This is a genomic window from Frankia sp. RB5 (assembly GCF_059816245.1).
In genome coordinates, this window is the sequence record NZ_JCBATA010000055.1 from 1 (window position 1) to 23,931 (window position 23,931).

Sequence of the window (23,931 nt, forward strand, 5' to 3'; positions counted from 1 at the left end):
CTACATCCCGCGCCCACCACACCTGCACCAGCACCTCCTCGACATCCTCGGCGTCGACCCAACCCGCCCACCATGATCGACATACGGGCCCGTCAACGCATCAAAGCCCCATGTGCGGAAGACGGGCCTAGCGGGCCATTCCGACCGCGCGGGTCTCGCGGACGACGGTCACCCGGATCTGGCCGGGGTAGGTGAGCTCGTCCTCGATCTGGCGGGCGACGTCGCGGGCGAGCAGGTGGGCGGCCGCGTCGTCGACCTGCTCCGGGACGACCATGACCCGCACCTCGCGGCCGGCCTGCATGGCGAACACCCGGTCGACGCCCGGGCGGTCGCCGGCGATCTGCTCGATGCGCTCGAGCCGCTTCACGTACGACTCCAGGCTGTCGCGGCGAGCCCCCGGCCGGCCGCCGGATATCTGGTCGGCGGCCTGGGTGAGCACGGCGCACAGCGACCGCGGGGCGACCTCGTTGTGGTGGGCCTCGATGGCGTGCACCACCTCCTCGCTCTCCCCGTGCCGGCGCGCCATGTCGGCGCCGATGAGAGCGTGCGAGCCCTCCACCTCGTGGGTCAGGGCCTTGCCGAGATCGTGCAACAGCGCCGCCCGCTTCGCCAGCGGCAGCGCCATCCGCAGTTCGGCGGCCATGATCCCGGCCAGATGCGCGCTCTCGATCAGGTGCGCGAGGACGTTCTGGCCGTAGCTGGTCCGGTAACGCAGCCGGCCGAGCAGGGTGACGAGCTCCGGGTGCATCTCGGAGACCCCGGTCTCGACCAGGGCGTCCTCGCCCGCCCGCACGCAGCGCTCCTCGACCTCGACCTGCGCCCGGGCGTACTCCTCCTCGATGCGGTGGGGATGGATGCGCCCGTCGGACACCAGCGCGGCCAGCGTGATCCGCCCGATCTCCCGCCGGACCGGGTCGAAGCAGCTGAGCAGCACGGCCTCCGGCGTATCATCGATGAGCACGTTCACGCCGGTGACCGACTCGAAGGCCCGGATGTTGCGCCCCTCCCGGCCGATGATCCGCCCCTTCATCTCGTCGCCCGGCAGGTGCAGCACGGTCACGACGGACTCGGTGGTCTGCTCGGAGGCGACCCGCTGGATGGCCGTGGTCACGATCCGGCGGGCCCGCTGCTCGCCCTCCTCCTCAGCGCGGGCCTCGATCTCGCGGACCAGCAGCGTGGCCTCGCGTCTCGCGTCGTGCTCGATGGCCGTGACCAGCTCGGCGCGCGCCTCGGCCGCGGTGAGGTCGGCTATCCGCTCCAGTGCCGCCTGGCGGGCGGCCTCCAGATCGCCCGCCGCCGCGGCCCGGCGCGCGATCTCGGCCTCCCGCTCCCGCAGTTCCCGCTCCCGTTCGGCCAGTCCGGTCGCCTGTTCGTCCAGCCCGGCGCCGCGCTGCTCGACCCGCTGCTCCCGGGCGCCAAGCTCGCTCTCACGGCGCGCCAGCTCAGCACGCCTGGACCGCTGATCATCCTCGACGGCTGCCCGGGACGCGGCGGCCTGCGCCCGAACGGCGGCCAGCTCCTCCCGCGCCGCGGACGCCACCCGGGCCGCCTCGGCCCTGGCCTGCGCCAGCACCCGATCGCGCAGCGCGGCGGCCTCCTCCTCGCCGCGACGGCGGACCGCGGCGGCCTCCCGCTCGGCCCGGGCGAGCCGCTCCCGCACCTCCCGCTCGGCGCGGGCCAGCACCTGCGTGGCCTCCGCCGCGACCCCTGGACGCTCCTTCGCCCGTACCTCCTCCCCCGGTGCCGCCGGATCCGGCTCGTGGACCGCCTCCGGCGCGGACGCCCGCGCTGGCTCGGTGACCGCCTCCGGCGCGGACGCCGTGGCCTCAGCCCCGCCGGCATCCGCGACGACGGTCGAAGCGTCCGAGGCCGCCGGGGCCGCCCCCGCAGTCCCGGCGGGCAGCACCCGCACCATGGGCTCGCCATCGTCGTCCAACGCGGGCTCGTCGCCGCCGGTCGCGACCGCCGCGGCGGCGATGACGGGGCCCGGGGCCCGCCGCGGAGCCGGCGCGCGCAGCGCGACCAGGGAACGCCGGTCCACCCCCGCCAGCCGGGCCACGATCAGGATAAGAGCGCCGAGCACGACGAGAACGAGTGACAGGAGAATGACCAGAACGCTGTCCATCGCTGCTCCTTCCGCGGTCACCAGGCCCGCGGAACGGGCTGGACTTGGAGCGGCGAAGGACCCACGACCAGGCGCGAAACAGTCGTGGAGAGCGGCGGTGAACGGGCCTATGGCGCTACGAGGCCCACGCCGGCACGATGGACAGGACGGCAATGGAGACCACCTGCCACACACACCGACCAGGGCATCCGCGCGCGGCGGCTGCCTCCGTGTGAAGTTGGACGAGCTATCTGCACCGCGTCACCGCGGGATCCTGTCACCTTTCAGGAAGAATAGGTCGGACGCATTCCCTGGTCAAGAAATTCGTCACATTGACGGCAGGCGCAATCCCCCTCACCCTACCCGCCGGCCACGCCCTACCCGTCGAGATCGTCCAGCTCGGGCGGCTCGTCCTCGCCGTCGTCGGTCGCACCGACCAGCTCGTACACGACCCGGACCGCGAGCTCGATCGAGTAGCCCCGACGGGCCAGCATCGCGACCAGGCGCCGTGCCCGCACCTCGACCGGCAGCCGCCCCATGGACGCCAGCCGGCGACGGACGAGGTCACGGGCGGTCTCCTCCTCGTCCGACTCCTCGACGACCGCGGTGGCCTCCTCGACGACCTTGGGCTGCACACCACGGCGGCGCAGCTCCGCGGCGAGGGCCTGCCGCCCCAGCCCGCGCTGGGCGCGCGCGGACGACACGAAGGCAGCGGCGAAGGCACTGTCGTCCACGAGCCCGACAGCGGTCAACCGATCGAGCACCACCTCCGCGACCTCGTCCGCGACGCCACGACGCCGCAGAGTCGTGGCCAGCTCGGCTCGGCTGCGCGCCCTCGCGGCGAGCTGATGCAGACAGATCTCGCGGGCGACCTCGATCGGGTCGGCTGCCGACCCGCCGGCGGCACCGGGAGCCTCGGCCGGGCGACGCTCGGCATCACGCCGACCGGACCGCATCGGCTACAGATCGACCGGGACCGGCGCCACGGCGTCGGACTCGAGAGTAGGCAGGACGCCCAGCTTCTCCTTGATCTTCTTCTCGATCTCGTTGGCCAGGTCGGGATTGTCCCGCAGGAACGACCGGGCATTCTCCTTGCCCTGACCGAGCTGGTCGCCATCGTAGGTGTACCAGGCACCGGACTTGCGAATGATGCCGTGCTCGACCCCCATGTCGATGAGGGAGCCCTCACGGCTGATACCGCCGCCGTAGACGATGTCGAATTCGGCGGTCCGGAACGGCGGGGCCATCTTGTTCTTCACGACCTTGACCCGGGTGCGGTTACCGACAGCCTCCGTGCCGTCCTTGAGCGTTTCGATACGACGCACGTCCAGGCGCACGGAGGCGTAGAACTTCAGTGCCTTTCCACCGGTGGTGGTCTCCGGCGAGCCGAACATGACGCCGATCTTCTCGCGCAGCTGGTTGATGAAAATGGCGGTCGTGCCGGAATTCGCGAGCGCCGCCGTCATCTTCCGCAGCGCCTGCGACATCAGCCGGGCCTGCAGGCCGACGTGGCTGTCGCCCATCTCACCCTCGATCTCGGCGCGCGGGACGAGGGCCGCGACCGAGTCGATGACGATGATGTTCAGCGCACCGGAGCGCACGAGCATGTCCGCGATCTCCAGCGCCTGTTCGCCGGTGTCCGGCTGGGAGACGAGCAGACTGTCGGTGTCGACCCCGAGCTTGCCCGCGTACTCCGGGTCGAGCGCGTGCTCGGCGTCGATGAACGCGGCGATACCCCCGGCCGCCTGCGCGTTCGCGACGGCGTGCAACGCCACGGTCGTCTTTCCGGATGACTCCGGCCCGTAGATCTCGATGATGCGCCCACGTGGGTACCCGCCGATGCCGAGCGCCACGTCGAGCGCGATCGAGCCGGTGGGGATGGCCTCGATCGGCGGCCGGGAGTCGTCCCCCAACCGCATGACCGAGCCCTTGCCGAACGCCTTGTCGATCTGAGCGAGGGCGTTCTCCAACGCCTTCTCGCGGTCGAGCCCTGCCGCCATTGGAGTTACTCCATGCTGAGGTCGTCGATTCTTGGCCACGGTGGTGACGTTAGGCCGTGGGTCCGACAGTTTCGAGGGCCGGGGCTGATCTGTGGACACGTAGCCGCATGGGGACAACTCTAGCCGAACAGGCGTTCGACGGTCGACAGGACACGCCGAGTGGGGCGCTCAGCGCTTCCGCGCGGGCACGTCGAACTCCTCACACACCGCCCGCCACACGGCCTTGGCATCGTCGCCCCGGGCCAGCGCCGCCTCCACCGTGGCTCCCCCGAGCCCGGCCAGCACGTGATCCCGCGCGAACGACTCCACGTAGCTGGCGCCGAACTGGCTGTTCATCCTTGCCCAGAACTCGGTCAACCGCACCCCGCCAGTGTGCACCGCGCCGCCGAGGACGAGTCCAACGCGCCCCACCGACGCGAGGCCCCACGACGCGAGCCCCCGCGACGCGAGGGAGGTGACATGGCGCAGCGATGGCCGAAGGACGGGGACGAGCAGGCCGAGGCACGGGGCGCGGGCGTGGGACGAAGCGGGCGAGCGGAGGAAACTGTCGCAGCGGCGACGCAGACTGGTCTGCGTGCCCACCGACAGCCCCGCCGACCAGCCGGACCAGCAGGCCGCCGATCCGCTCGCGCCGTTCTCCGCGCCGACGCGGGCGTGGTTCCGCGCGGCCTTCGCCGCGCCGACGCCGGCCCAGCGCGGGGCCTGGCAGGCCATCCGCGGCGGAGGCAACGCGCTGGTCGTCGCGCCCACCGGATCGGGCAAGACACTGGCGGCCTTCCTCTGGTCGCTGGACGCGCTGGCCCGCTCGCAGCCGCCGACCGAGCCCACCCGCCGCTGCCGGGTGCTCTACATCAGCCCCCTCAAGGCGCTCGCGGTGGACGTCGAGCGCAACCTGCGGGCGCCGCTGGCGGGAATGCGGGGGGCGGCCCAGCGCCTCGGGCTTCCCCAGCCCGAGGTCACCGTCGGCATCCGGTCGGGAGACACCCCGGCCGCCCAGCGCCGCGAGATCGGCCGCACACCGCCCGACGTCCTGATCACCACGCCGGAGTCGCTGTTCCTGCTGCTCACCAGTGCCGCGCGGGAGGCGCTGCGCGGGGTGCGCACGGTGATCGTCGACGAGGTGCACGCCGTCGCCGGCACCAAGCGCGGCGCCCACCTGGCGGTGAGCCTGGAGCGTCTCGACGCGCTGCTCGACGCGCCCGCGCAACGGGTCGGGCTGTCGGCGACGGTGCGTCCGGTCGAGGAGGTCGCCCGTTTCCTCGGGGGTGCGCGCCCGGTCACCGTGGTGCGCCCGCCCGCGGCCAAGACCCTGGAGCTGGAGGTCGTCGTCCCGGTCGAGGACATGGCGAACCTGGCCGGCCCCGGCGCCGAGGACGTCCCCGACGGCTCCGCCGCGGCGGTCACCCCCAGGGCGTCGATCTGGCCGGCGGTCGAGGAGCGGGTGCTCGGCCTGGTGCTGGCGCACTCGTCCACGATCGTGTTCGCGAACTCCCGCCGGCTCGCCGAGCGGCTGTGCGCCCGGCTGAACGAGCTGCACGCCGACCGGCTGGCGGCGCTGCTCGAGGCAGACGGCGGGGACTCGGCGCCGCAGAGGGGCACGGCGCGCACGGCACCGGCCGCCGCCATGGGCCAGGCCGGCCAGGGGCGCGTCGACCCGGCGTGGCCGGAGGTGGCCCGCGCGCATCACGGCAGCGTCAGCCGGGAACAGCGCCAGCTCATCGAGGAGGATCTGAAGGCCGGCCGGCTGCCCGCCGTGGTGGCGACCTCCAGCCTGGAGCTGGGCATCGACATGGGCGCGGTGGATCTGGTCGTACAGATCGGGTCGCCGCCGAGCGTCGCCGCCGGCATGCAGCGGGTGGGGCGCGCCGGGCACCAGGTGGACGCGCCGAGCCTGGGCGTGGTGCTGCCGAGCCACCGCGCCGACCTGCTGGAATGCGCGGTCGTCGCCGAGCGGATGCGGGCCGGCACGATCGAGGGCCTGCGCTATCCGCGCAACCCGCTGGACGTGCTCGCCCAGCAGGTGGTGGCGATGACGGCGATGGAGGACTGGGACGCCCTGGACCTCGGCGCGCTGGTCCGCCGCGCCGCCCCGTTCGCCTCGCTGCCGGCGGCCGTGTTCGAGGGCGTGCTCGACATGCTGGCCGGCCGCTACCCGTCCGACGCCTTCGCCGAGCTGCGTCCCCGCATCACCTGGGACCGAGCGACCGGGGCGCTGCGCGGTCGTCCCGGCGCGCAGCGGCTCGCGGTGACCAGCGGCGGCACGATCCCCGACCGCGGCATGTTCGGCGTGTTCCTCGTCGGGGAGAAGGCCAGCCGGGTCGGCGAGCTCGACGAGGAGATGGTGTACGAGTCGCGGGTCGGCGACGTCGTGCTGCTCGGCTCGTCGAGCTGGCGGATCGAGGAGATCACGGCCGACCGGGTGCTGGTCACCCCAGCGCCGGGGCGGCCGGGACGGCTGCCGTTCTGGCACGGTGACGCCCCCGGGAGGCCCGCGGAGCTTGGCCGGGCGCTCGGCGCGTTCCTGCGCGAGCTCGGCCGGCTCGACGCGGCGGCGGCGGGCGAGCGGGTGCGGGCCGCCGGGCTCGACGCCTGGGCCACCGCGAACCTGTTGCGCTACCTCGACGAGCAGCGCGGCGCCGTCGGGCACCTCAGCGACGACCGGACCCTCGTGGTCGAACGCTTCCGCGACGAGCTCGGCGACTGGCGTCTCGCGGTGCACTCGCCGTTCGGCGCGCCGGTCAACGCCCCGTGGGCGCTCGCGCTCGGCGCCCGCCTGCGCGCCCGCTACGGCACAGAGGTGCAGGTCATGCACACCGACGACGGCATCGTCGCGCGCATCCCGGACGCGGCCGAGGTGCCCGGCGCCGATCTCGCGGTGTTCGAGCCGGACGAGGTCGACGCGATCGTGCGGGCCGAGATCGGCGGCAGTGCCCTGTTCGCCAGCAGGTTCCGTGAGTGTGCCGGGCGGGCGCTGCTGCTGCCGCGGCGCACGCCGGGCCGGCGCACCCCGCTGTGGCAGCAGCGCCAGCGCAGCGCCCAGCTGCTGTCCGTGGCGGCGGCCTTCGACGACTTCCCGATCGTGCTGGAGACGATGCGGGAGTGCCTGCAGGACGTGTTCGACACCCCGTCGCTCGCCGGCCTGATGCGCGAGATCGCGGCCCGCTCGCTGCGGGTCGTCGAGGTCGAGACGCCGGCGCCGTCGCCGTTCGCCTCCGCGCTGCTGTTCGGCTATGTCGCCGCCTTCCTCTACGACGGGGACGCGCCGCTGGCCGAGCGCCGCGCCCAGGTGCTGTCGCTGGACAGTTCCCTGCTCGCCGAGCTGCTCGGCGAGGCCGACCTGCGCGAGCTGCTCGACCCGGCGGCGCTGGCCCAGGTCAGCGCGGAGCTCACCCGCCTCGCCCCGGATCGTCACGCCCGCGACGCCGAGGGGGTCGCGGACCTGCTGCGCATCGTCGGTGACCTGACCACCGAGGAGGCCGTCGCCCGCGGCGCCACCGAGGCGTGGCTCGCCGAGCTCGAACACGCGCGGCGGATCCTTCGGGTGCGCATCGCCGGGCAGCAGCGGTGGGTGCCGGTCGAGGACGCCGGCCGGCTGCGCGACGCGCTCGGCGTGGCCCTGCCGGTGGGCGTGCCCGCCGCCTTCACCGAGCCGGTGCGCGATCCGCTCGGCGATCTGATCTCCCGGTACGCCCGTACCCACGGCCCGTTCGACCCCGAGGAGCCGGCGCGGCGGCTGGGGCTCGGCACCGCGGTGGTCCTCGGCGTGCTGGAGGCGCTCGTCGCGCGAGGTCGGCTCGTGCGCGGCGAGCTGCATCCCGACCGCGCCGGCATCCAGTTCTGCGACGCCGAGGTCCTGCGGATGCTGCGCCGGCGTAGCCTCGCGGCCCTGCGCAGGGAGATCGAGCCCACCCCGACCCGCGCGCTCGGCGCCTTCCTGCCGGCCTGGCAGGGGGTGACCAGCGGTCGTGGCCGCGGGGTGGACGGCGTGCTGCGGGTGGTCGAGCAGCTGCAGGGCGCGCTGATCCCGGCCAGCGCCTGGGAGGCGCTCGTGCTGCCGGCGCGGGTCGGCGACTACTCCCCCGCGATGCTCGACGAGCTGTGCTCGACCGGCGAGGTGCACTGGGCCGGGTCCGGCGGCCTGCCGGGCGGCGACGGGTGGCTCACCCTGGTCACCGCCGACGCGGCCGGCCTGCTGCTGCCCCCGCCCGATCCGGACGCCGCCGCGGGACCGGCCCATCTGTCCGTCCTGGACGCGCTGGCCGACGGAGCGGCGCTGTTCTTCCGCACGCTGTCGGACCGCGTCGGCTCGCACGACGACACCGCGCTCACCGCCCTCCTGTGGGATCTGGTCTGGGCGGGCCTGGTCACCAATGACACGCTCGCGCCGCTGCGGGTCGTGCTCGGCGCGACCGGCGGCGCGGCGCGGCGGCGCACCCCGCGGCCCCGATCGGCCCGGTCCCGCCCCGGCCGGCCGGTGCTGCCCCGCCGGACCGGCCCGCCGACCGCGGCCGGACGCTGGTCGCTGCTACCCGAACGTGACGAGGACCCGACGCGGCGCGGCCACGCCCAGGCCGAGGCGCTGCTCGATCGGCACGGCATCGTGACCCGCGGCGCGGTGGCCAGCGAGCACGTCCCGGGCGGGTTCGCGGCGGTCTACCGGGTGCTGAGCGCGTTCGAGGACGCTGGGCGGGCCCGGCGCGGTTACTTCGTCGAGTCGCTCGGCGCCGCCCAGTTCGCCGTCCCCGGCGCCGTCGACCGGCTGCGCGCCGTCGCCGCGGCCCAGCATGACGCCCACGCGACGCCCGCCTGGGCCGAGCGGCCCGGCTCGGTCGCCGGGTCCGGTCCGGGCGCCGAACCACGAGGTGGACCAGGTTTCGGCGCCGGCTCTGGTCCCGGCGCCGGGCCGCTGGACGGCTCGCGGCGGGGCAGGACCGGCGACGGGGCCGGGCCGGCCGGGGCCGTGGTGTTGGCCGCGACGGACCCGGCGAACCCGTTCGGGGCGGCGCTGCCCTGGCCGGCGCGCCCGCAGCCGGGAACCGGAGCCGACCCGGCCGGGCACCGCCCGGGCCGCAAGGCGGGCGCGCTGGTCGTGCTCGTCGGCGGCGAGCTGGTCCTCTACGTCGAGCGCGGCGGTCGCTCCCTGCTGTCGTGGAGCGGGGACGAGCACGTCGTCGGGCTCGCCGCGGACGCGCTGGCGGCGGCGGTCGTCGACGGTCAGCTGGGTCGGCTGACCGTCGAGAAGGCCGACGGCGCGACGGTCGGGTCGAGCGCGGTCGGCGCGGCCCTCGCCCGGGCCGGCTTCCGTCCCACGCCCCGCGGCCTGCGGCTGCAGGCATGAGCCAGGGTCCGCGGACGGCGGCGGGCGAGGCCCGCGTCCTGGCCGTCGGGGGCCCGGATCCGCCGATCAGCACGCTGACCGACCGGCGGATCCGGGCGCTGACGATCGGCCTGGTCACGATCATCACGCTGGTCGCGTTCGAGGCGCTGGCGGTGGTCACGGTCCTGCCCGAGGTGGCCGCGCAGCTGCGCGGTGTCAGCCTCTACGGCTGGACCACCAGCGCGTTCTTCCTGGGCACGACGGTCGGAATCGTGCTCGCCGGGTCGGATGCCGACCGGGTGGGCCCGGCTCGGCCCTTCGCCGCCGGACTGCTGCTGTTCGGCGCGGGGCTGGCCCTGGCCACGGTCGCGCCGACGATGCCGGTGCTCGTCGCCGCGCGTGGCCTGCAGGGTCTCGGCGGCGGCGCGATCCCCGCCGTCGCCTACGCGACGATCGGCCGCGTCTACCCCGCGGCGCTGCGCCCCCGGGTCTTCGCGCTTCTCGCCTCGGCCTGGGTCGTGCCGGGGCTCGGCGGTCCGGCGCTGTCCGGGCTGGTGGCCGCGCATGTCGGCTGGCGCTGGGTGTTCGGCGGCCTGCTGCCGCTGACGGTCGTCGCGGGCCTGATCCCGCTGCGGGCCCTGCGTGCGCTTCCCGGCGGCCCTCCCGCGACCGGCCCCGACGCGGCCCCCGGGGACAATGCCGGCTGGCTGCACGGGGACGATGCCGACGAGGACGATGCCGACCGGGCCCCCAGGGACGCTGCCGGCGCGCCCCGCGAGGGCGGGCGGGCGCCCGTGGTGGCCGCGGTGCGGGTGAGTGCCGGTGCGGGCCTCATCCTCGCCGGCCTGACCAGCTGGTCGTTGCTCGGCCTGCCCCTCGTCGCGGCCGGCATCGGCTGCGGCCTGGGCCCACTGCGCCGCCTGCTGCCCGCCGGCACCCTGCTGCTGCGCCCGGGCGTGCCGGCCGCCGTGGCGTGCCGAGGCCTGTTGACCTGGGCTTTCTTCGGCGCGGACACCTTCGTCCCACTGTCGATCACCGCGGTGCGGCACGCGTCGACGACGACGGCCGGGCTCGCCGTGTCCAGCGCGACGCTGTGCTGGACCGCGGGTGCGTGGACGCAGGCCCGGCTGGCGAAACGGGTCCGGGAGCGCACCCTGGTCGGCTGGGGGCTCGGCCTGGTCGCACTCGGCACGGCCGTCTTCGCCACCGTCCTGCTGCCCGGCCGGGTACCGCTGCCGGTGGCGATCGGCGGTTGGGGCATCGCCGGGCTCGGCATCGGGATGTCGTACTCGACGATCGTCACGCTGGTCCTGGCCCGGACGCCGCCTCACCGCCAGGGAGCGGCCAGCACCGCGGTCGCCCTGACGGACAATCTGGGCACCGCGTTCGGCGCCGGCGTCAGCGGCGTGGCGGTCGCCGCGAGCCAGGCGCGGACGGGCGCGCCGGACGGTGGCCTCGCGGTCGCGTTCGGGCTCACCGTCCTGCTCGGGCTGCTCGGCTCGCTCGTGGCCCTGCGCCGGCTGCCCGCGCACGAGACCACCGCCCACGACACCACCGCGCACGAGACCGCCACGCACGACACCACGGCGCACGAGACCGCCACGCACGCCGCGCGGGGCAGGCCCGGGAGGGCGGACGGCCATGCCGGAGGGTGACACGGTGTGGCGGGCGGCCCGGCGCATGAACGCCGCGCTCGCCGGCGAGACGCTGCGTGGCAGCGACTTCCGCGTGCCCCGGCTGGCTGCGGCCGACCTGTCCGGCCAGCGGATCAGCACCGTGGCGGCGCGCGGCAAACATCTGCTGACCAGGTTCGACGGCGGGCTGACGCTGCACACCCACTTCGGGATGGAGGGCGCCTGGTATCTGCACCGGCCGGGCGCGCCCGCCTCGGGCGGTCCCGACTGGCAGATCCGCGCGATCCTCACCACCAGCTCCCGCGTAGCGACCGGCTACCGGCTGGTCACCGTCGAGCTGCTGGCGACGAGCCGGGAGCAGGACGCGGTCGGTCACCTGGGCCCGGACGTCCTCGGCCCCGACTGGGACCTGGCCGCCGCCGTCGCCCGGCTGCGCACGCGGCCTGACCTGCCGATCGGCGCCGCGCTGCTCGACCAGCGGTTGCTCGCCGGCCTGGGCAACATCTGGCGGACCGAGGCGTGTTTCCTCGCCGGTGTCTCGCCGTGGACGCCCGTGGGCGACGTACCCGACCTGGCCGGGCTCGTGCGTCGAGCCCAGGCGATGATCGAGGCCGGCGCCCACGGCGGGCATCAGGTCACGACGGGCTCCACCCGTCCCGGGGAGGAGCACTGGGTCTATGGCAGGGCCGGCCGGACCTGCCGGCGGTGCGCAGGCAGGATCCTCGTGGCCGACCAGGCTCGCTCGCCCGGCCCGCACCGACCTGCCGGCCCGAACCGAACCGCCGACCCGGACCGAACCACCGACCGGATCGGCGAGGAAGGCCGGCGTACCACCTGGTGTCCCCGCTGCCAGGCGGGGCCGACGGCTCCCGCGGGAGCCGTCACCGGTCGTGAGCCTCCCGGCCGGGGCGGCGAGTTCCGCTCCGGCCGCCGTCGGCGTCCTGCCGGCGGAGGTCGTGCCTGAGCTGGTCAGTTTCGGGAGAAGGAGATCAGCCGGGCGCGACCGCGGGTGAAGGCGCCCTCGGCGGCCTTGAGGCTGATCTCCAGGTCGGCCGCGGCCTCCCGGGTACTCATCCCGGCGGCACGAGCCATGATCACCTGACGCTCGCGGCCCCGCAGGGTTCCCGCCCGGGACAGCAGCCAGCGAGCCTCCGCCCGGTCGCACACGGCGTCGTCCGGCGCCGGCTCCCACGGCTGCAGGTAGCCGCGGACCACGGCCCGCTCGGCCCGCTGTCGGGCCCGGTGATGGTCGACGCACAGACGCAGCACCGTGGTGGTCAGAAACTGGCCAACCCGGTTCGCATCAAGATCACGGAAGCCCGCGGCGCGGATGAACGCCTCGTGCACGCAGTCCTCGGCGTCCGCCTTGCTGGGCAGCCGACGGCGGGCGATGTGGATCAGCCGCTCCCGGTGGGGCAGCATCAGCGACCAGCGCTGCTCGCTGTAGGGCCGGTCCAGCTCGGCCACGGATGGTGCGATTGCGGATTCAACCGGGGGCATTTCCCCGGCAGGGCAGGTCACGGGTAAGTCCACCTCAGACGTGCTCGGACCGCGCCACCCCCCAGCGTCATCACGGCCGGATCCGGTACGCGCCAGCACCGGTCGAACCGCGACACGCCTTGGTCTTGTACGCCCGCTGCCTGCCAAGCAGCGGACTTTGGACAAGCCGGACATTACACATCCACTCCTGGGTAGGCCAGCCCCGGCCCACTCGGCGGCGCGAGCGCAACGCCCAACGAGTACGCACCGTACACACGGCAAGCCCTACGCCGTTGATCTCTGGGCGGATTAAAGCCACCAAAAGGTGGCAAACAACGAGTAAACCCACGTCAGACGCGCCATCAGCACGACCGTCATGCATGCCAAACCGCCATGTACTACGTAGCGTGATCGGTGAACCCACCGTAAACGTGGCGATCTCCCACCCCAAGGTGCCACCCAGTTGCGTTGGCGACACGATGGCTCCGGCCCGGCCGCTCGTACCGGACCGAACACCCGCGCGGGTCGGCTCAGCCGGTCAGGGCCCGCAGCGCCGCCGCGTACTCGCGCAGCACCTCGGTGTCGGCCCGCAGCCGCTCCAGTCCCGGCGCGGCGGTCGACACACTGCCGACCGCCTCGGCCGCCGCCACGAGCAGATCGTCGAAGGTCGCCACCGACGTGGTCATCGTGGCCACCAGGCCGTCGCGGGTCCGCAGCAGCTCGGCCCGCCGATCGGGATGGGCCACCGCGCGCGCCGCCGACTCGCAGGCCACCACCCGCACCGCCCCGGCACGCAGCCCGTCGACCAGCTCGGCGCCACCGGCGACCCCACCCCGCAGCAACACGCGGGCGGGACTCTCGGCGATCGAGCGCGTCATCGCGGCGAGGGCGACCAGCGCCGCCTCGCCGCGCCGCAGAGGTTCAGCCGCGGCCGAACCCCGCAGCTCCCATGGCCCCGGCGCCGCGGCGGTCGGCATCGGCAGGGCGTCCTCGTCCCGGCCGAGCTCGGCCAGCTCGCGCCCGGCGAGAGCCGCGCGGGCCGCGGACACCGCGCCGAGCAGCAGCCACTCCCACCGGTCCAACACCGCCGGCACGGTCGACAGGGCGGCCACCGCCGCCCACAGCGTGGCGCTGCCCGCCGACCAACGGCGCGCCCATCGCCGGCCCCGGCCGGCGCGGCGCTGCGCCCGCCGCAACGACCATCGCTCGTAGCCGGCACCAGCCCAGTCCGGCAGCGCGGGACCGGCGGCCGACGCCGCGCGGCGCGCCGCCATGCTGGCGTCACCCGCTGAGCGGGCGTCGAACACCGCCCGCAGATGCCCGAGTCCCTGGTCCCACCCGCCCGAACCACTCATGCCGTCGTCGCTCCTCGTCCCGGGCCGGCGCCGCCGCGAAACCCGTCCCTGCCGGCTCAGCCGGCCACCGGAGAACCGCCCGCCGGGGAACCGGGCGGCGGCGCGCCAGCGGACCTGGCGCCGCCGGCACCGGGCGGCAGGCCCTGCTGGGCGTCATGCTCGGGATGCCCGTTCGCACCGGCGCCCTGCCCCTTCGCCAGGGACGGGCGATGCGGATCGGCCCCGCCGGTCACTGCCGGCGCCCCCAGATCGCCGCCCGCGCCACCGGGGCCACCAGCGCCCAGAGCACCCGGACCGTCCGTGCCGAGCGCGCCCCGCAGCTCCGCGAGCCGGCTCTGGGCCCGGGCATCCATCGTGGCGCGCCGCACCTCGACCATCCGCGCATCCATGCCCTGCGAGGCGAGCTCGTGGCGGCCGAGCGCGACGGCGTACCGCTGCTCGACCTTGTCGCGGATCTCGGCAAGGCTCGGTGTGTCACCGGACGGCGCGAGCGAGGACATGCCCTCCATCGCCCGGGTCATCTGCTCCTGCATGGCCGCGTGCTCGATCTGGGTCAGCAGCCGGGCCCGTTCGGCCAGGTGGCGCTGCATCCGCGCGGTGTTGTCCTCGACCGCGGTGCGCGCCTGGGCCGCCGAGGACGCCGCCTGGCGGTGCAGGTTCTTGAGGTCCTCCAGGGAACCCTCGGCGGAGACCAGCTGGCTGGCGAAGGCCTGCGCCGTCTCCTCGTAGCCGGCCGCGCGGGCCGGGTCTGCGGCGGCCCGGGCGCTGTCGGCGAGCAGCAGCGACGAGCGCGCCGACTCGGTGAGGTTCGCGACCTCCTCCGCCTGCCGGGCCAGGCGCATCTCCAGCTGCCGCTGGTTGCCGACGACGAGCGCCGCCTGCTGGACCAGCGCCTCATGCTGACGGCGGGCCTCCTCGATGGCCTGGTCGATCTGCACGCGCGGATCGGCTCGCTCGTCGAACCTGCGATTCGCCGACGCCGAAAGATACCGGGCAATCTTGCGGACGACATTCGCCATACCACGATCGTCGCACGACGCGGCCCGGGTGGTGGGCCCGAGGACGGCCCAATCGCGTCGTCAAGACGTCAGACCGGGCCCGGACGACCCTCGCGGAGGCGAGACCGGCAGGCGGGCGCGAGGACGGGCTGGTGGCGGCGGCCGGCAGCGAGGTCAGACCGGGGGATGCAGGACGGTACGGCCGCGGCCGTCACATACCGCGCACGACCGGCAGGCCGGGACGAAGCCACCGCGGGCGGTGGCGAACACGACCAGCTGCTCACCGAGACCGTTGCAGCCCTTGCATACCTGGATGGGCAGCTGGCCTGGGGTGACGTCATCCTCCTCGGGTCGCGAGGCGGTGCTCACGTGGCCTTCTTTCCCCTGCGGGCGGACCCGGGCGCCGTGCCCGGGACGACGGGCTCAAGCTGCGTCACGAACGCTAACCGGCGAGGGTGGCAGATCGACGCGCCCACCGCCACCAGAACTGGCCCGTTCGGGCCTGGCTCCCGGGCTGCGGTCGACCCGCCGACGATCGGATGGCACCCCGGCTTGGAGAGACGTCAGATCATCGCCTGGAACATCCAGTGCTGTTCCTCCAGGTCATGGACGATATCAATGATCAGGTCCTGGGTGACCGGATCGGGCTTCTCGGTGGCGTCCATCCGGGTACGCATCCGTGTGATGACGCCCGCGAGTACTTCGGTGACCAGTCGGACCACCTTCTCGTCCGCGACGTAGCCCACCTCGACGCCGTGCAGGTGCGTGCCGCGGGCCACCGTCGTGGACTGCCCGTCGGGGTTCACCCCGATCGCCACCGCCCGTTCCGCCGTCTGGTCGGCATAGCGGCGGGCCAGCTCCACGACATCGTCGAGCTGGTGGTGGACGCTGCGGAAGGTTCGCCCGGTGACGTTCCAGTGCAGCTGCTTCGCGAACAGGGACAGGTCGATCAGATCGATCAGGGCCCCCTGCAGCGCCTCGCCGGTGATGGTGCGGGCCTCGTCGGACAGTGGGCTTCGGATCGCGCTCATGCTCGTCCTCTCTCACTCTCGGATTGCCGCCTGCCTCCACAGGCGTGCCCCGGAATGAGACCGGTAAGCCGGGCGCGCGCTCCCACCGTCGCCGCCACACCGCAGCCGGAGCGGACGAGCTCAGGCCGCGCGTTCCACGACGGTCGGGCGGGCCGGCACGACGACCGTGGCGCCGCCACCGACCGCCGCTCCCACCGCGAGCTCGGCGAGCTCCAGGTCCTCACTGACCTCGCGCAGCAGGTCCGCGAGGCGTACTCCCAGAGCCTCGCAGATCGCGGCGAGCAGCTCGGAGCTGGCCTCCTTCTGCCCACGCTCGACCTCGGAGAGGTAGCCGAGCGACACCCTGGCCGCCGACGACACCTCCCGGAGCGTGCGGTGCTGATCCTGACGGCGGCGGCGCAACGCCTCGCCGATCATGCGTCGGAGCAGGACCATCGAGCCTCCTCCTTCGTCCGCGGGATGCGTTCACCGTATACCCACCACCACGGCCCACAGGCCCTCGTTGATGGGACTGTAACTGTGTAAGCAACTCGGGTCCGGCGATTAGTCCCGAGACCCGCCGGAGGTGCGCTCACCGCCCGTGACGAGATCCCCGTCGGGGAGTCCCGCCAGGGTACGCCGCAGCAGGTCCAGCGCGGCCACGGCGGCGTTCGTCCGCACCCGCGGCCGGTCGCCCGGCAGCAGAACCGATCGGGTGATCGTGCCGTCCGGCCCGGCGAGACCGAGGTGCACCGTGCCGACCGGCTTGCCCTCCTGCTCGGTCGGGCCCGCGACGCCGGTCGTCGACAGTCCGTAGTCGGCGCCGAGCCGCTCACGCACGCCGGCGGCCATCGCCGCGGCGGTGCGCGCCGACACCGCTCCCTCGGTGGCGAGCAGGTCCGCGTCCACCCCGAGGGCGGACGCCTTGACCTCGGTCGCGTAGGAGACCACGCCGCCGCGCAGCACGGCACTCGCGCCGGGCACGTCGGTCAGCGCCGCGGCGAGCAGCCCACCGGTCAGCGACTCGGCGACCGCCAGCGTGGCCCCGCGCGCGCCGAGCAGGCCCAGCACCACGCTCTCCAGCGAGTCCTCGTCACCGCCGTAGACGCCGGCACCGAGCGCGGCCCGCGCCGCCGTCTCCACCGGGGCGATCAGCGCCTCGGCCTCGGCCCGGTCCCGGGCGCGCGCGGTGATCCGGACCCGGGTCTGCCCGCCGCTGGCCAGGAAGGCAATGCGCGGGTTGCCGATCGGGGCGAGCCGGTCGACCTCGGCCGCGAGCGCCTCGGCGACCACCGACTCCCACATGCCCGCGGTCCGCAGCACCCGGTGCACGACCACCGCCGGCTGCCCGGCGCGGCGCAGCAGATCGGGCAGCACGCTGGCGGTGAACATCGCCGTCATCTCGAAGGGCACACCCGGCATCGCGTAGACGACACCGGCACCGATCTCCATCCGCACGCCCGGGGCGGACCCGGCCGTGTTCGGCAGCGGCTGCGCGCCGTCCGGCAGCTCCGCCTGGCGGAAGTTCATCGCGGGCAGCGCGGACCCGTCGCGGCCCATCGCCTGGAAGCGGCGGCGCAGCTCCGCCTCCAGGAAGTCGTTGCGGCGCAGCCCCACACCCGCCGCCGCGGCGATGCCCTCGCGGGTCAGGTCGTCCTGGGTCGGCCCGAGACCGCCGGTGAGGACGACGGCGTCGGCACGGGCGAGGGCCGCCCGGATGGCGGTGGCGATCGTCTCGATCTCGTCGCCGACCACCGTGGAGGTCGCGACGTCCACGCCGACGTCGGCGAGCTGGCGGCCGAGCCACGCGGCGTTCCCGTTCACGATGTCGCCGTAGAGCAGCTCGTCCCCCACGGCCAGCAACTCAGCCCGCATCCGCCCACTCCTCCTCGTCGTCGGCCGTCGCGGCACCCGCGGTGCCACTGGCCGCCCGCCGGCGCAGCGCGAGCGCCCGGTAGATGTAGTCGATGCCGGTGGCGACGGCCACGATCACCCCGGCGGCCAGGATGACGGCGCGCAACGTCGCGGCGGGACCGCCCAGCGGCAGGACGTAGAGGCCGATCGCCACGTTCAGCAGCAGCGTCTTGGCCTTGCCACCGCGGCTCGCGGCGATCACCCCGAACCGGATCACCCACAGCCGCAGCAGCGTCACGCCGACCTCGCGCAGCAGGATGAGCGCCGTCACCCACCAGGGCAGCTCGCCGAGCACCGACAGCGAGATGAGCGCGGCGCCGGTGAGCGCCTTGTCGGCGATCGGGTCGACGAGGATCCCGAAGTCGGTCACGAGCCGCCAGTGGCGGGCGATCGAGCCGTCGATCTGGTCGGTGATCGCGGCCACGGCGTAGGCCCCGAAGGCCGCGTACCGCCATGTGTCGGTGTCGGGTCCGGCGAACAGGAACGCCACGAACACCGGTACCAGGATCAGGCGCGCGATCGTCAGGATGTTCGCGACGTTGAGCACCGGCACGGCCGGCCGGTCGCCCGGGGCGCCGGCGGGCGGGGCCGTCACGTTCGCGCCGCGCCGCGGCCGGCGGGCAGGGCCGACAGCACCCGCCCCACTCCCCGCGGCGACGGCGCGGATGTGGCCGCCGCGGGCGGCGGCGAGGAGGTCGGTTCCGCCAGCCCGGCGACGGGCCGGGGCGCCCGGTCGAGCACCGCGGTGAACTCGGCGATCAGGTCCACCCCCTCTGTCGCGACGACCCGGGCCTCGACCAGGTCGCCGATCTCGGCGCGCGCGGCGGGTCCCAGCCGCACCACGCACGCCCCGTCGGCATCGGGCTGCTGGTGCCCCGCGTGGCCATGGGCCAGCCCGCCCGCGACCTCCTCGACGAGCACCTGGACGCGGCTGCCGATCCGCTGCTCCGCCCGGGCGGCGGTCAGCTGCTCGGCCAGGTCGGTGATGCGGGCCCGGCGCCGCTCGACCTCCTCCTCGTCGAGCTTGCCGGGCAACCCGACGGCCTCGGTGCCCTCCTCGTCGGAGTAGGCGAACACGCCGATCGCGTCGAGGTCGGCGCCGACCAGGAAGTCGGCCAGGATGTCGAGGTCGGCGGCGGTCTCACCGGGGAAGCCGACGATGACGTTGGAGCGGGCGCCGAGGTCGGGCAGCAGCCGCCGGCCGCGGCGCAGCAGGTCGAGGAAGTGCTCGGCGCCGCCGAAGCGGCGCATCCGGCGCAGCACGTCCGGGCTCGCGTGCTGGAAGGACAGGTCCAGGTAGGGTGCGAGCCCCGGCGTCGTCAGCAGCGCCTCCAGCAGGGAGGGCCGCAGCTCGGCCGGCTGGAGGTAGACCGTGCGCACACGGACGATGCCGGGCACGGCGGCGAGCCGCGGCAGCAGCTTCTCCAGTGCCCGCAGATCACCGAGGTCCTTGCCGTAGGACGTGGAGTTCTCGCTGACGAGCACCAGCTCGCGCACGCCCTGGCCGGCCAGCCACTCGGCCTCGGCGAGCACGTCGTCGGCCGGTCGGGAGACGTGCGAGCCGCGGAAGGACGGGATCGCGCAGAACGCGCAGCGGCGGTCGCAGCCGCTGGAGATCTTCAACGGCGCCACCGGACCCGTGGTCAGCCGCCGTCGCACCGGCGACGCCCCGGCCACGGAACCCGGGCCCGGGCCGGAGCTGGGGGCCGCAGCGGGGGCCGCGCCATGGCCCGGGATGTGCACGCCGGCACCGGCATGGCCGCCGGCCGCGGCGCCGCGCTCCACCGGGGTGATCGGCAGCAGGGTGCGCCGGTCGCGCGGGGCGTGCGCCGGCACGGCGGCGCCGCTGAGGACCGCCCGCAGGTGCTCGCCGATGGACGGGTAGGCGTCGAAGCCGAGCACCGCGTCCGCCTCGGGCAGGCTCTCCGCCAGGTCCCGGCCATAGCGCTCGGCCAGGCAGCCGACGGCCACCACCGCCCGCGGGCCGGCGGCGCCGTCAGCAGCCGCGGCGTCGTCCCCGGCCGCGCCGGACGGCGCGCGCAGATCGTCCGCGGCGAGCAGCGCGTCGATGGAGTCCTTCTTCGCCGCGTCGACGAAACCGCAGGTGTTGACCACGACAGCGTCGGCGTCGGCGGCCTCGTCGACCAGCTCGAAGCCCTCGGTGGCGAGCCGAGCGGCCAGCTCCTCCGAGTCCACCTCGTTGCGGGCACAACCGAGCGTGATCAGGGCTACCCGGCGGGGGACGCGTGTCGACACGAGGTCAGGCTACCGGGACGCCGCTGGGCGGCGCCGCATCAGCCCGACATGGCGGACAGCGGGCCCTGCCCGTCCGGCCCGACCTCGCAGCTGCCGGAGGCGCCCACACTGACGGTGATCGTGACCACCTGGCCGGGGCCGCCGGACGGGCCGAGGCTCCTGCCGTTGCAGGACACGTCGACCGCGCCGGCGTTGCCCATCCGGATGTGCAGCGCGCCGGGCGCGGTGACCGTCCGCGAGTCGCCGGTGTGCAGCAGCTGGGAGAGCAGGACGTGCCGGTCGTCGTCGCGTACCTCCAGCCAGCTCTGTGCGTCCCGCGCCGCCAGCACCACGTTCACCCCGGTCGGGGCGGGGCTGGCCGGCGTCGTGGGCGCGGCGGACGCGGGAGTCGGCGGGCGGCTCGGCGCCGCGCTCGCCGGCTGCTGGCGGGCCGAACCGGACGCGTCGCCGGATTTTCCGGACCCACCGGGCAGCAGCAGGAGCACGACGGCCACGACGCACACCACCGCCAGCGAAACGATCATCGCCGTGCCCCAGCGGAAGCCGCCCCGGCCGCCCCCGCCGCCGGCACCGCCGCGCAGCGGATCGAACTCGCCCGGCGGCACGACGAGGACCGGCCCGGTCAGCGACTCGTGGGACGCGTCATACGCGGCGAGAACCGGTCCCGGGTCGAGCCCGAGGGTGCCGGCGATGCTGCGCAGATGACCCCGCGCGTACACGGTGCCGCCACAGTGCGCGTAGTCGTCCCGCTCGATCTGCTCGATCAGGCTCGCGCGGACCCTGGTGCGCGCGCTGACCTCGTCCACCGTCAGCCCCCGCTCACGGCGGGCCGCGGCGAGCTGGGCGCCGGCGCTGGCCGGCTGGGGATCGTTCACGGACTGCATGACCGACCTCCGCACCCGTTCATATATCGCTGCCTGCCGTGCAGGCACGCACCCGAAGTTTACGGTCCGCGACCCGACCCCGAAAGCGCGGACCTACCCGTCCGGGGCCCGGCCTATCCCGCGCGCAGAGTGGTGAGCAGGCCCTCCAGCTCGTCCGGCATGACCAGGACGTCGCGGGCCTTCGAACCCTCGCTGGCACCGACGATGCCGCGGCTTTCCATCAGATCCATCAGCCGGCCGGCCTTGGCGAACCCGACCCGCAGCTTGCGCTGCAGCATCGAGGTGGAACCGAACTGGGTGCTCACGACGAGCTCGACCGCCTGCAGGAAAAGCTGCAGATCATCACCGATCTCCTCGTCTATCTCCTTCCTGGCCTCGCCGCCCCCGTCGAACACGTCCTCCCGGAATGCCGGCGGGGACTGTTCCTTCGTGTGGTCGACGATGGCGGCGATCTCGTCCTCGGAGACGAACGCACCCTGAATACGGGCCGGTTTGCTCGCCCCCATCGGGAGGAACAGCGCGTCACCGAGGCCGACGAGCTTCTCCGCGCCGGCCTGGTCGAGGATCGTGCGGCTGTCGGCGAGCGAGGCGGTCGCGAACGCCAGCCGGCTCGGCACGTTCGCCTTGATCAGGCCGGTCACGACATCCACGGACGGACGCTGGGTGGCGAGCACCAGGTGGATCCCGACCGCGCGCGCCATCGCCGTGATCCGGCAGATCGCGTCCTCCACGTCACGCGGGGCGACCATCATCAGGTCGGCGAGCTCGTCGACGATCGCCAGGATGTACGGGTACGGCGTGTACACCCGCTCGGAACCAGGCGGGGTGACGATCTCCCCGGCCCGCACCTTGCGGTTGAAGTCGTCAACGTGGCGAACCCCGCAGGCGGCCAGGTCCTCGTACCGGTTCTCCATCTCCTTCACGACCCACTGCAGCGCGTCGGCCGCCTTCTTCGGGTTCGTGATGATCGGCGTGATCAGGTGCGGGATGCCCTGGTAGTTCGTCAGCTCCACCCGCTTGGGGTCGACGAGCACCATCCGCACCTGGTCCGGGGTGGCCCGGGCGAGCACCGAGGTGATCAGGGTGTTGATGCACGTCGACTTGCCGGCGCCGGTCGCGCCCGCGATGAGGATGTGCGGCATCTTCGCCAGGTTGGCGAGCACATACCCGCCCTCGATGTCCTTGCCGAGGCCGACGACCAGCGGATGAGCGTTCGCGAACGCCTCGCCGCTGCGCAGCACGTCGCCGAGCGAGACGAGTTCGCGGTCGGTGTTCGGGATCTCGATGCCGACCGCGCTCTTGCCCGGTATCGGGCTGATGATCCGCACGTCGGGGCTCTTCACCGCGTACGCGATGTTCTTCGCGAGCTGCGTGATCCGCTCGACCTTGACCGCGGCACCGAGCTCGACCTCGTAGCGGGTGACCGTCGGACCCCGGGTGAAGCCGGTGACCTTGGCGTCGACCTTGAACTGGCTGAACACGTCGGTCAGCGACGCGATGACGGCGTCGGTGGCCGCGGAGCGAACCTTCGGCGGCGTGCCCGAGCGCAGCAGTGTGGGTGACGGCAGCGTGTAGTCGCCGTCGATCGGCGGGACGAGGTGCTCGATCTCGCCGGCGGCGCCCGGGGAGCCCGGGCCGGCGCTGCCGGTCGCCGTGTCGGCGGCACCGGCGCTCGCCCGCGCCACCCGCTCCCGGCCGCGGCGGCGCCCCGAGGCCCCGGCCGCCCCAGCCGTCGCGGCGCCGGCGGCCGCTTCGTCGGCGTCCGCGTCGTCCGCGTAGCCGGTGTCGGCCTCCGGGCCGGCGACCTCGCCGAACAGGTCGAGGGTCAGATCGCCGGCGGCGTCGGGCGCCGCGTTGTCCGCCGAGGCCGCGTTGACCGCCGAGGCCGCGGCGGCTCTCCCGCGTCGCGACCGGCGGCGCCCGCGGCCCTCGTCCACATCCGTGTCGACGTCGTAGACGTCGGGGCCGCCCGGCGCCGCCGGGTCCCCGGCCGCCCCGGCGTCGTCCGCCGCGGCGGTGTTCCGAGCACCGCGGGAGCGCCGGGACGGACGGCCACCGGCCCGCTCGTCCGCCATCAGGTCGTCGGTGAGGCCGTAGTCGTCGACCACGTCCTCGTCGAACCCGTACTCGTCGTCGTGGCCGTCGCGGGCGGTGGAGTCGCGCACGACCCCGGCGGTGAGGCGTTCGAGGATGCCGGTCAGCCGCTCGGGGACCTGCCGGATCGGCGTCGCCGTGATCACCAGCAGGCCGAAGGCGGAGAGCAGCAGCAACAGCGGAACGGCGAGGTAGGGCGTCACCGCGCTGGCCAGCGGCAGGCCGCCGACGAGGCCGACGAGCCCGCCGGCACCGCGCACCCGGCCGGCGCCGTCGCTGAAGTCCGGCAGCCCGCGGGCGATGTGCACCACGCCGAGCAGGCCGACCGTGACCGCCGCCCAGCCGATCACGACCCGGCCGCGACTGTCCGGGTCGGTCGGCGAGCGCACCAGCCGCCAGGCGGCACCCAGGCCGAACAGCGGCAGCACCCACGCGCCCGCGCCGACGCAGAGCTCCAGCGCGGCGGCGATGAAGGAGCCGACCGGCCCGGCGGCGGAGAACCACACAGCCACGGCGGACAGCAGGGCCCCGCCGAGGGCGGCGAGACCGAGGCCGTCGCGGCGGTGCGCCGGATCGATGCGCAGATCCCGGGCACCGCGCCCGGTGCGGCGCAGGGCCGTGCCGAGCATCGTCGCCGCGGCCATCCACACCCGGTAGACCGAGCGGACGACGGCCTGACCGATCAGCAGGGACAGCGGCGCCCGCCGCTCGCGTGCCGCCGGGCGCGGCGAAGCCCTGGGTCGGCCGCCGGCGCCAGTCCTGGTGGCCGAGCCGGCCCGGCCACCCGAGCCCGAACGGCCCTCGGGACCTGCCCGGCCGGCGGATCCCCCGGATCCGCTCGACCCACCACGCGCACGCGCGGCACCCTGACGTCCACCGCCCCCCG

The 23,931-nt window shown here is 74.6% G+C and carries 18 protein-coding genes; 3 read left to right on the forward strand and 15 right to left on the reverse strand.

Going from position 1 to position 23,931, the window contains the following annotated elements; all coding sequences use genetic code 11:
- Positions 1 to 127: 127 nt before the first annotated feature.
- From rny to AC6EXY_RS24465, 4 genes are all read right to left on the reverse strand, one after another.
- Positions 128 to 2,125 (reverse strand): ribonuclease Y, encoded by a 1,998-nt coding sequence (gene rny, locus AC6EXY_RS24450; RefSeq protein WP_101832617.1) that lies wholly within the window; start codon positions 2,123 to 2,125, stop codon positions 128 to 130.
- Between the two features lie 356 nt (positions 2,126 to 2,481).
- Positions 2,482 to 3,060, reverse strand: coding sequence for a recombination regulator RecX (gene recX, locus AC6EXY_RS24455; RefSeq protein WP_101832618.1), 579 nt, complete (start codon positions 3,058 to 3,060; stop codon positions 2,482 to 2,484).
- Between the two features lie 3 nt (positions 3,061 to 3,063).
- Entirely contained in the window at positions 3,064 to 4,104 is a 1,041-nt protein-coding gene (recA, locus tag AC6EXY_RS24460) for a recombinase RecA (protein ID WP_101832619.1), read from the reverse strand.
- Between the two features lie 168 nt (positions 4,105 to 4,272).
- Positions 4,273 to 4,467 carry a DUF3046 domain-containing protein gene (locus AC6EXY_RS24465; protein ID WP_499818528.1) on the reverse strand — a complete coding sequence of 65 codons (195 nt, stop codon included), beginning with the start codon at positions 4,465 to 4,467 and terminating at the stop codon, positions 4,273 to 4,275.
- A 211-nt stretch (positions 4,468 to 4,678) separates the two neighbouring features.
- Between AC6EXY_RS24465 and AC6EXY_RS24470 the strand changes: the two genes are divergently transcribed.
- From AC6EXY_RS24470 to AC6EXY_RS24480, 3 genes are read left to right on the forward strand one after another with little or no spacing between them, the layout of a single operon-like run.
- A complete protein-coding gene (locus AC6EXY_RS24470) occupies positions 4,679 to 9,442 on the forward strand; it encodes an ATP-dependent helicase (protein ID WP_101832620.1) in 4,764 nt (1,587 codons plus the stop codon).
- Positions 9,439 to 11,076, forward strand: a complete 1,638-nt coding sequence (locus AC6EXY_RS24475; protein ID WP_101832621.1) for an MFS transporter — start codon at positions 9,439 to 9,441, stop codon at positions 11,074 to 11,076. The genes AC6EXY_RS24470 and AC6EXY_RS24475 overlap by 4 nt, the downstream gene beginning before the upstream one ends.
- Positions 11,063 to 12,019, forward strand: coding sequence for a DNA-formamidopyrimidine glycosylase family protein (locus tag AC6EXY_RS24480; protein ID WP_101832622.1), 957 nt, complete (start codon positions 11,063 to 11,065; stop codon positions 12,017 to 12,019). Before AC6EXY_RS24475 ends, AC6EXY_RS24480 begins: the two co-directional genes overlap by 14 nt.
- A 5-nt stretch (positions 12,020 to 12,024) precedes the next feature.
- Here the strand turns inward: AC6EXY_RS24480 and AC6EXY_RS24485 are convergent, their stop codons facing one another.
- From AC6EXY_RS24485 to AC6EXY_RS24535, 11 genes are all read right to left on the reverse strand, one after another.
- The gene (locus AC6EXY_RS24485; protein WP_243407683.1) at positions 12,025 to 12,522 is read right to left on the reverse strand and encodes an RNA polymerase sigma factor; all 498 of its coding nucleotides are present in this window, start codon (positions 12,520 to 12,522) and stop codon (positions 12,025 to 12,027) included.
- Between the two features lie 542 nt (positions 12,523 to 13,064).
- Complete coding sequence (gene pspM, locus AC6EXY_RS24490; protein ID WP_101832624.1) at positions 13,065 to 13,889, reverse strand: phage shock envelope stress response protein PspM; 825 nt, start codon at positions 13,887 to 13,889, stop codon at positions 13,065 to 13,067.
- 56 nt (positions 13,890 to 13,945) lie between these two features.
- Positions 13,946 to 14,908 carry a PspA/IM30 family protein gene (locus AC6EXY_RS24495; RefSeq protein WP_101832625.1) on the reverse strand — a complete coding sequence of 321 codons (963 nt, stop codon included), beginning with the start codon at positions 14,906 to 14,908 and terminating at the stop codon, positions 13,946 to 13,948.
- A gap of 153 nt (positions 14,909 to 15,061) precedes the next feature.
- Positions 15,062 to 15,256, reverse strand: coding sequence for a hypothetical protein (locus AC6EXY_RS24500; RefSeq protein WP_101832626.1), 195 nt, complete (start codon positions 15,254 to 15,256; stop codon positions 15,062 to 15,064).
- Between the two features lie 194 nt (positions 15,257 to 15,450).
- A complete protein-coding gene (locus tag AC6EXY_RS24505) occupies positions 15,451 to 15,918 on the reverse strand; it encodes a Dps family protein (RefSeq protein WP_101832627.1) in 468 nt (155 codons plus the stop codon).
- A gap of 120 nt (positions 15,919 to 16,038) precedes the next feature.
- Positions 16,039 to 16,353 (reverse strand): helix-turn-helix domain-containing protein, encoded by a 315-nt coding sequence (locus tag AC6EXY_RS24510; RefSeq protein WP_101832628.1) that lies wholly within the window; start codon positions 16,351 to 16,353, stop codon positions 16,039 to 16,041.
- Between the two features lie 108 nt (positions 16,354 to 16,461).
- The gene (locus AC6EXY_RS24515) at positions 16,462 to 17,772 is read right to left on the reverse strand and encodes a competence/damage-inducible protein A (RefSeq protein ID WP_101832629.1); all 1,311 of its coding nucleotides are present in this window, start codon (positions 17,770 to 17,772) and stop codon (positions 16,462 to 16,464) included.
- The gene (locus tag AC6EXY_RS24520) at positions 17,762 to 18,406 is read right to left on the reverse strand and encodes a CDP-alcohol phosphatidyltransferase family protein (RefSeq protein WP_243407684.1); all 645 of its coding nucleotides are present in this window, start codon (positions 18,404 to 18,406) and stop codon (positions 17,762 to 17,764) included. The genes AC6EXY_RS24515 and AC6EXY_RS24520 overlap by 11 nt, the downstream gene beginning before the upstream one ends.
- Positions 18,403 to 20,067 carry a 30S ribosomal protein S12 methylthiotransferase RimO gene (gene rimO / locus AC6EXY_RS24525; protein ID WP_101832630.1) on the reverse strand — a complete coding sequence of 555 codons (1,665 nt, stop codon included), beginning with the start codon at positions 20,065 to 20,067 and terminating at the stop codon, positions 18,403 to 18,405. The genes AC6EXY_RS24520 and rimO overlap by 4 nt, the downstream gene beginning before the upstream one ends.
- A gap of 38 nt (positions 20,068 to 20,105) precedes the next feature.
- Positions 20,106 to 20,951, reverse strand: coding sequence for a helix-turn-helix domain-containing protein (locus tag AC6EXY_RS24530; protein WP_101832631.1), 846 nt, complete (start codon positions 20,949 to 20,951; stop codon positions 20,106 to 20,108).
- Between the two features lie 113 nt (positions 20,952 to 21,064).
- Positions 21,065 to 23,689 (reverse strand): FtsK/SpoIIIE family DNA translocase, encoded by a 2,625-nt coding sequence (locus tag AC6EXY_RS24535; RefSeq protein ID WP_499818526.1) that lies wholly within the window; start codon positions 23,687 to 23,689, stop codon positions 21,065 to 21,067.
- Positions 23,690 to 23,931 lie beyond the last annotated feature (242 nt).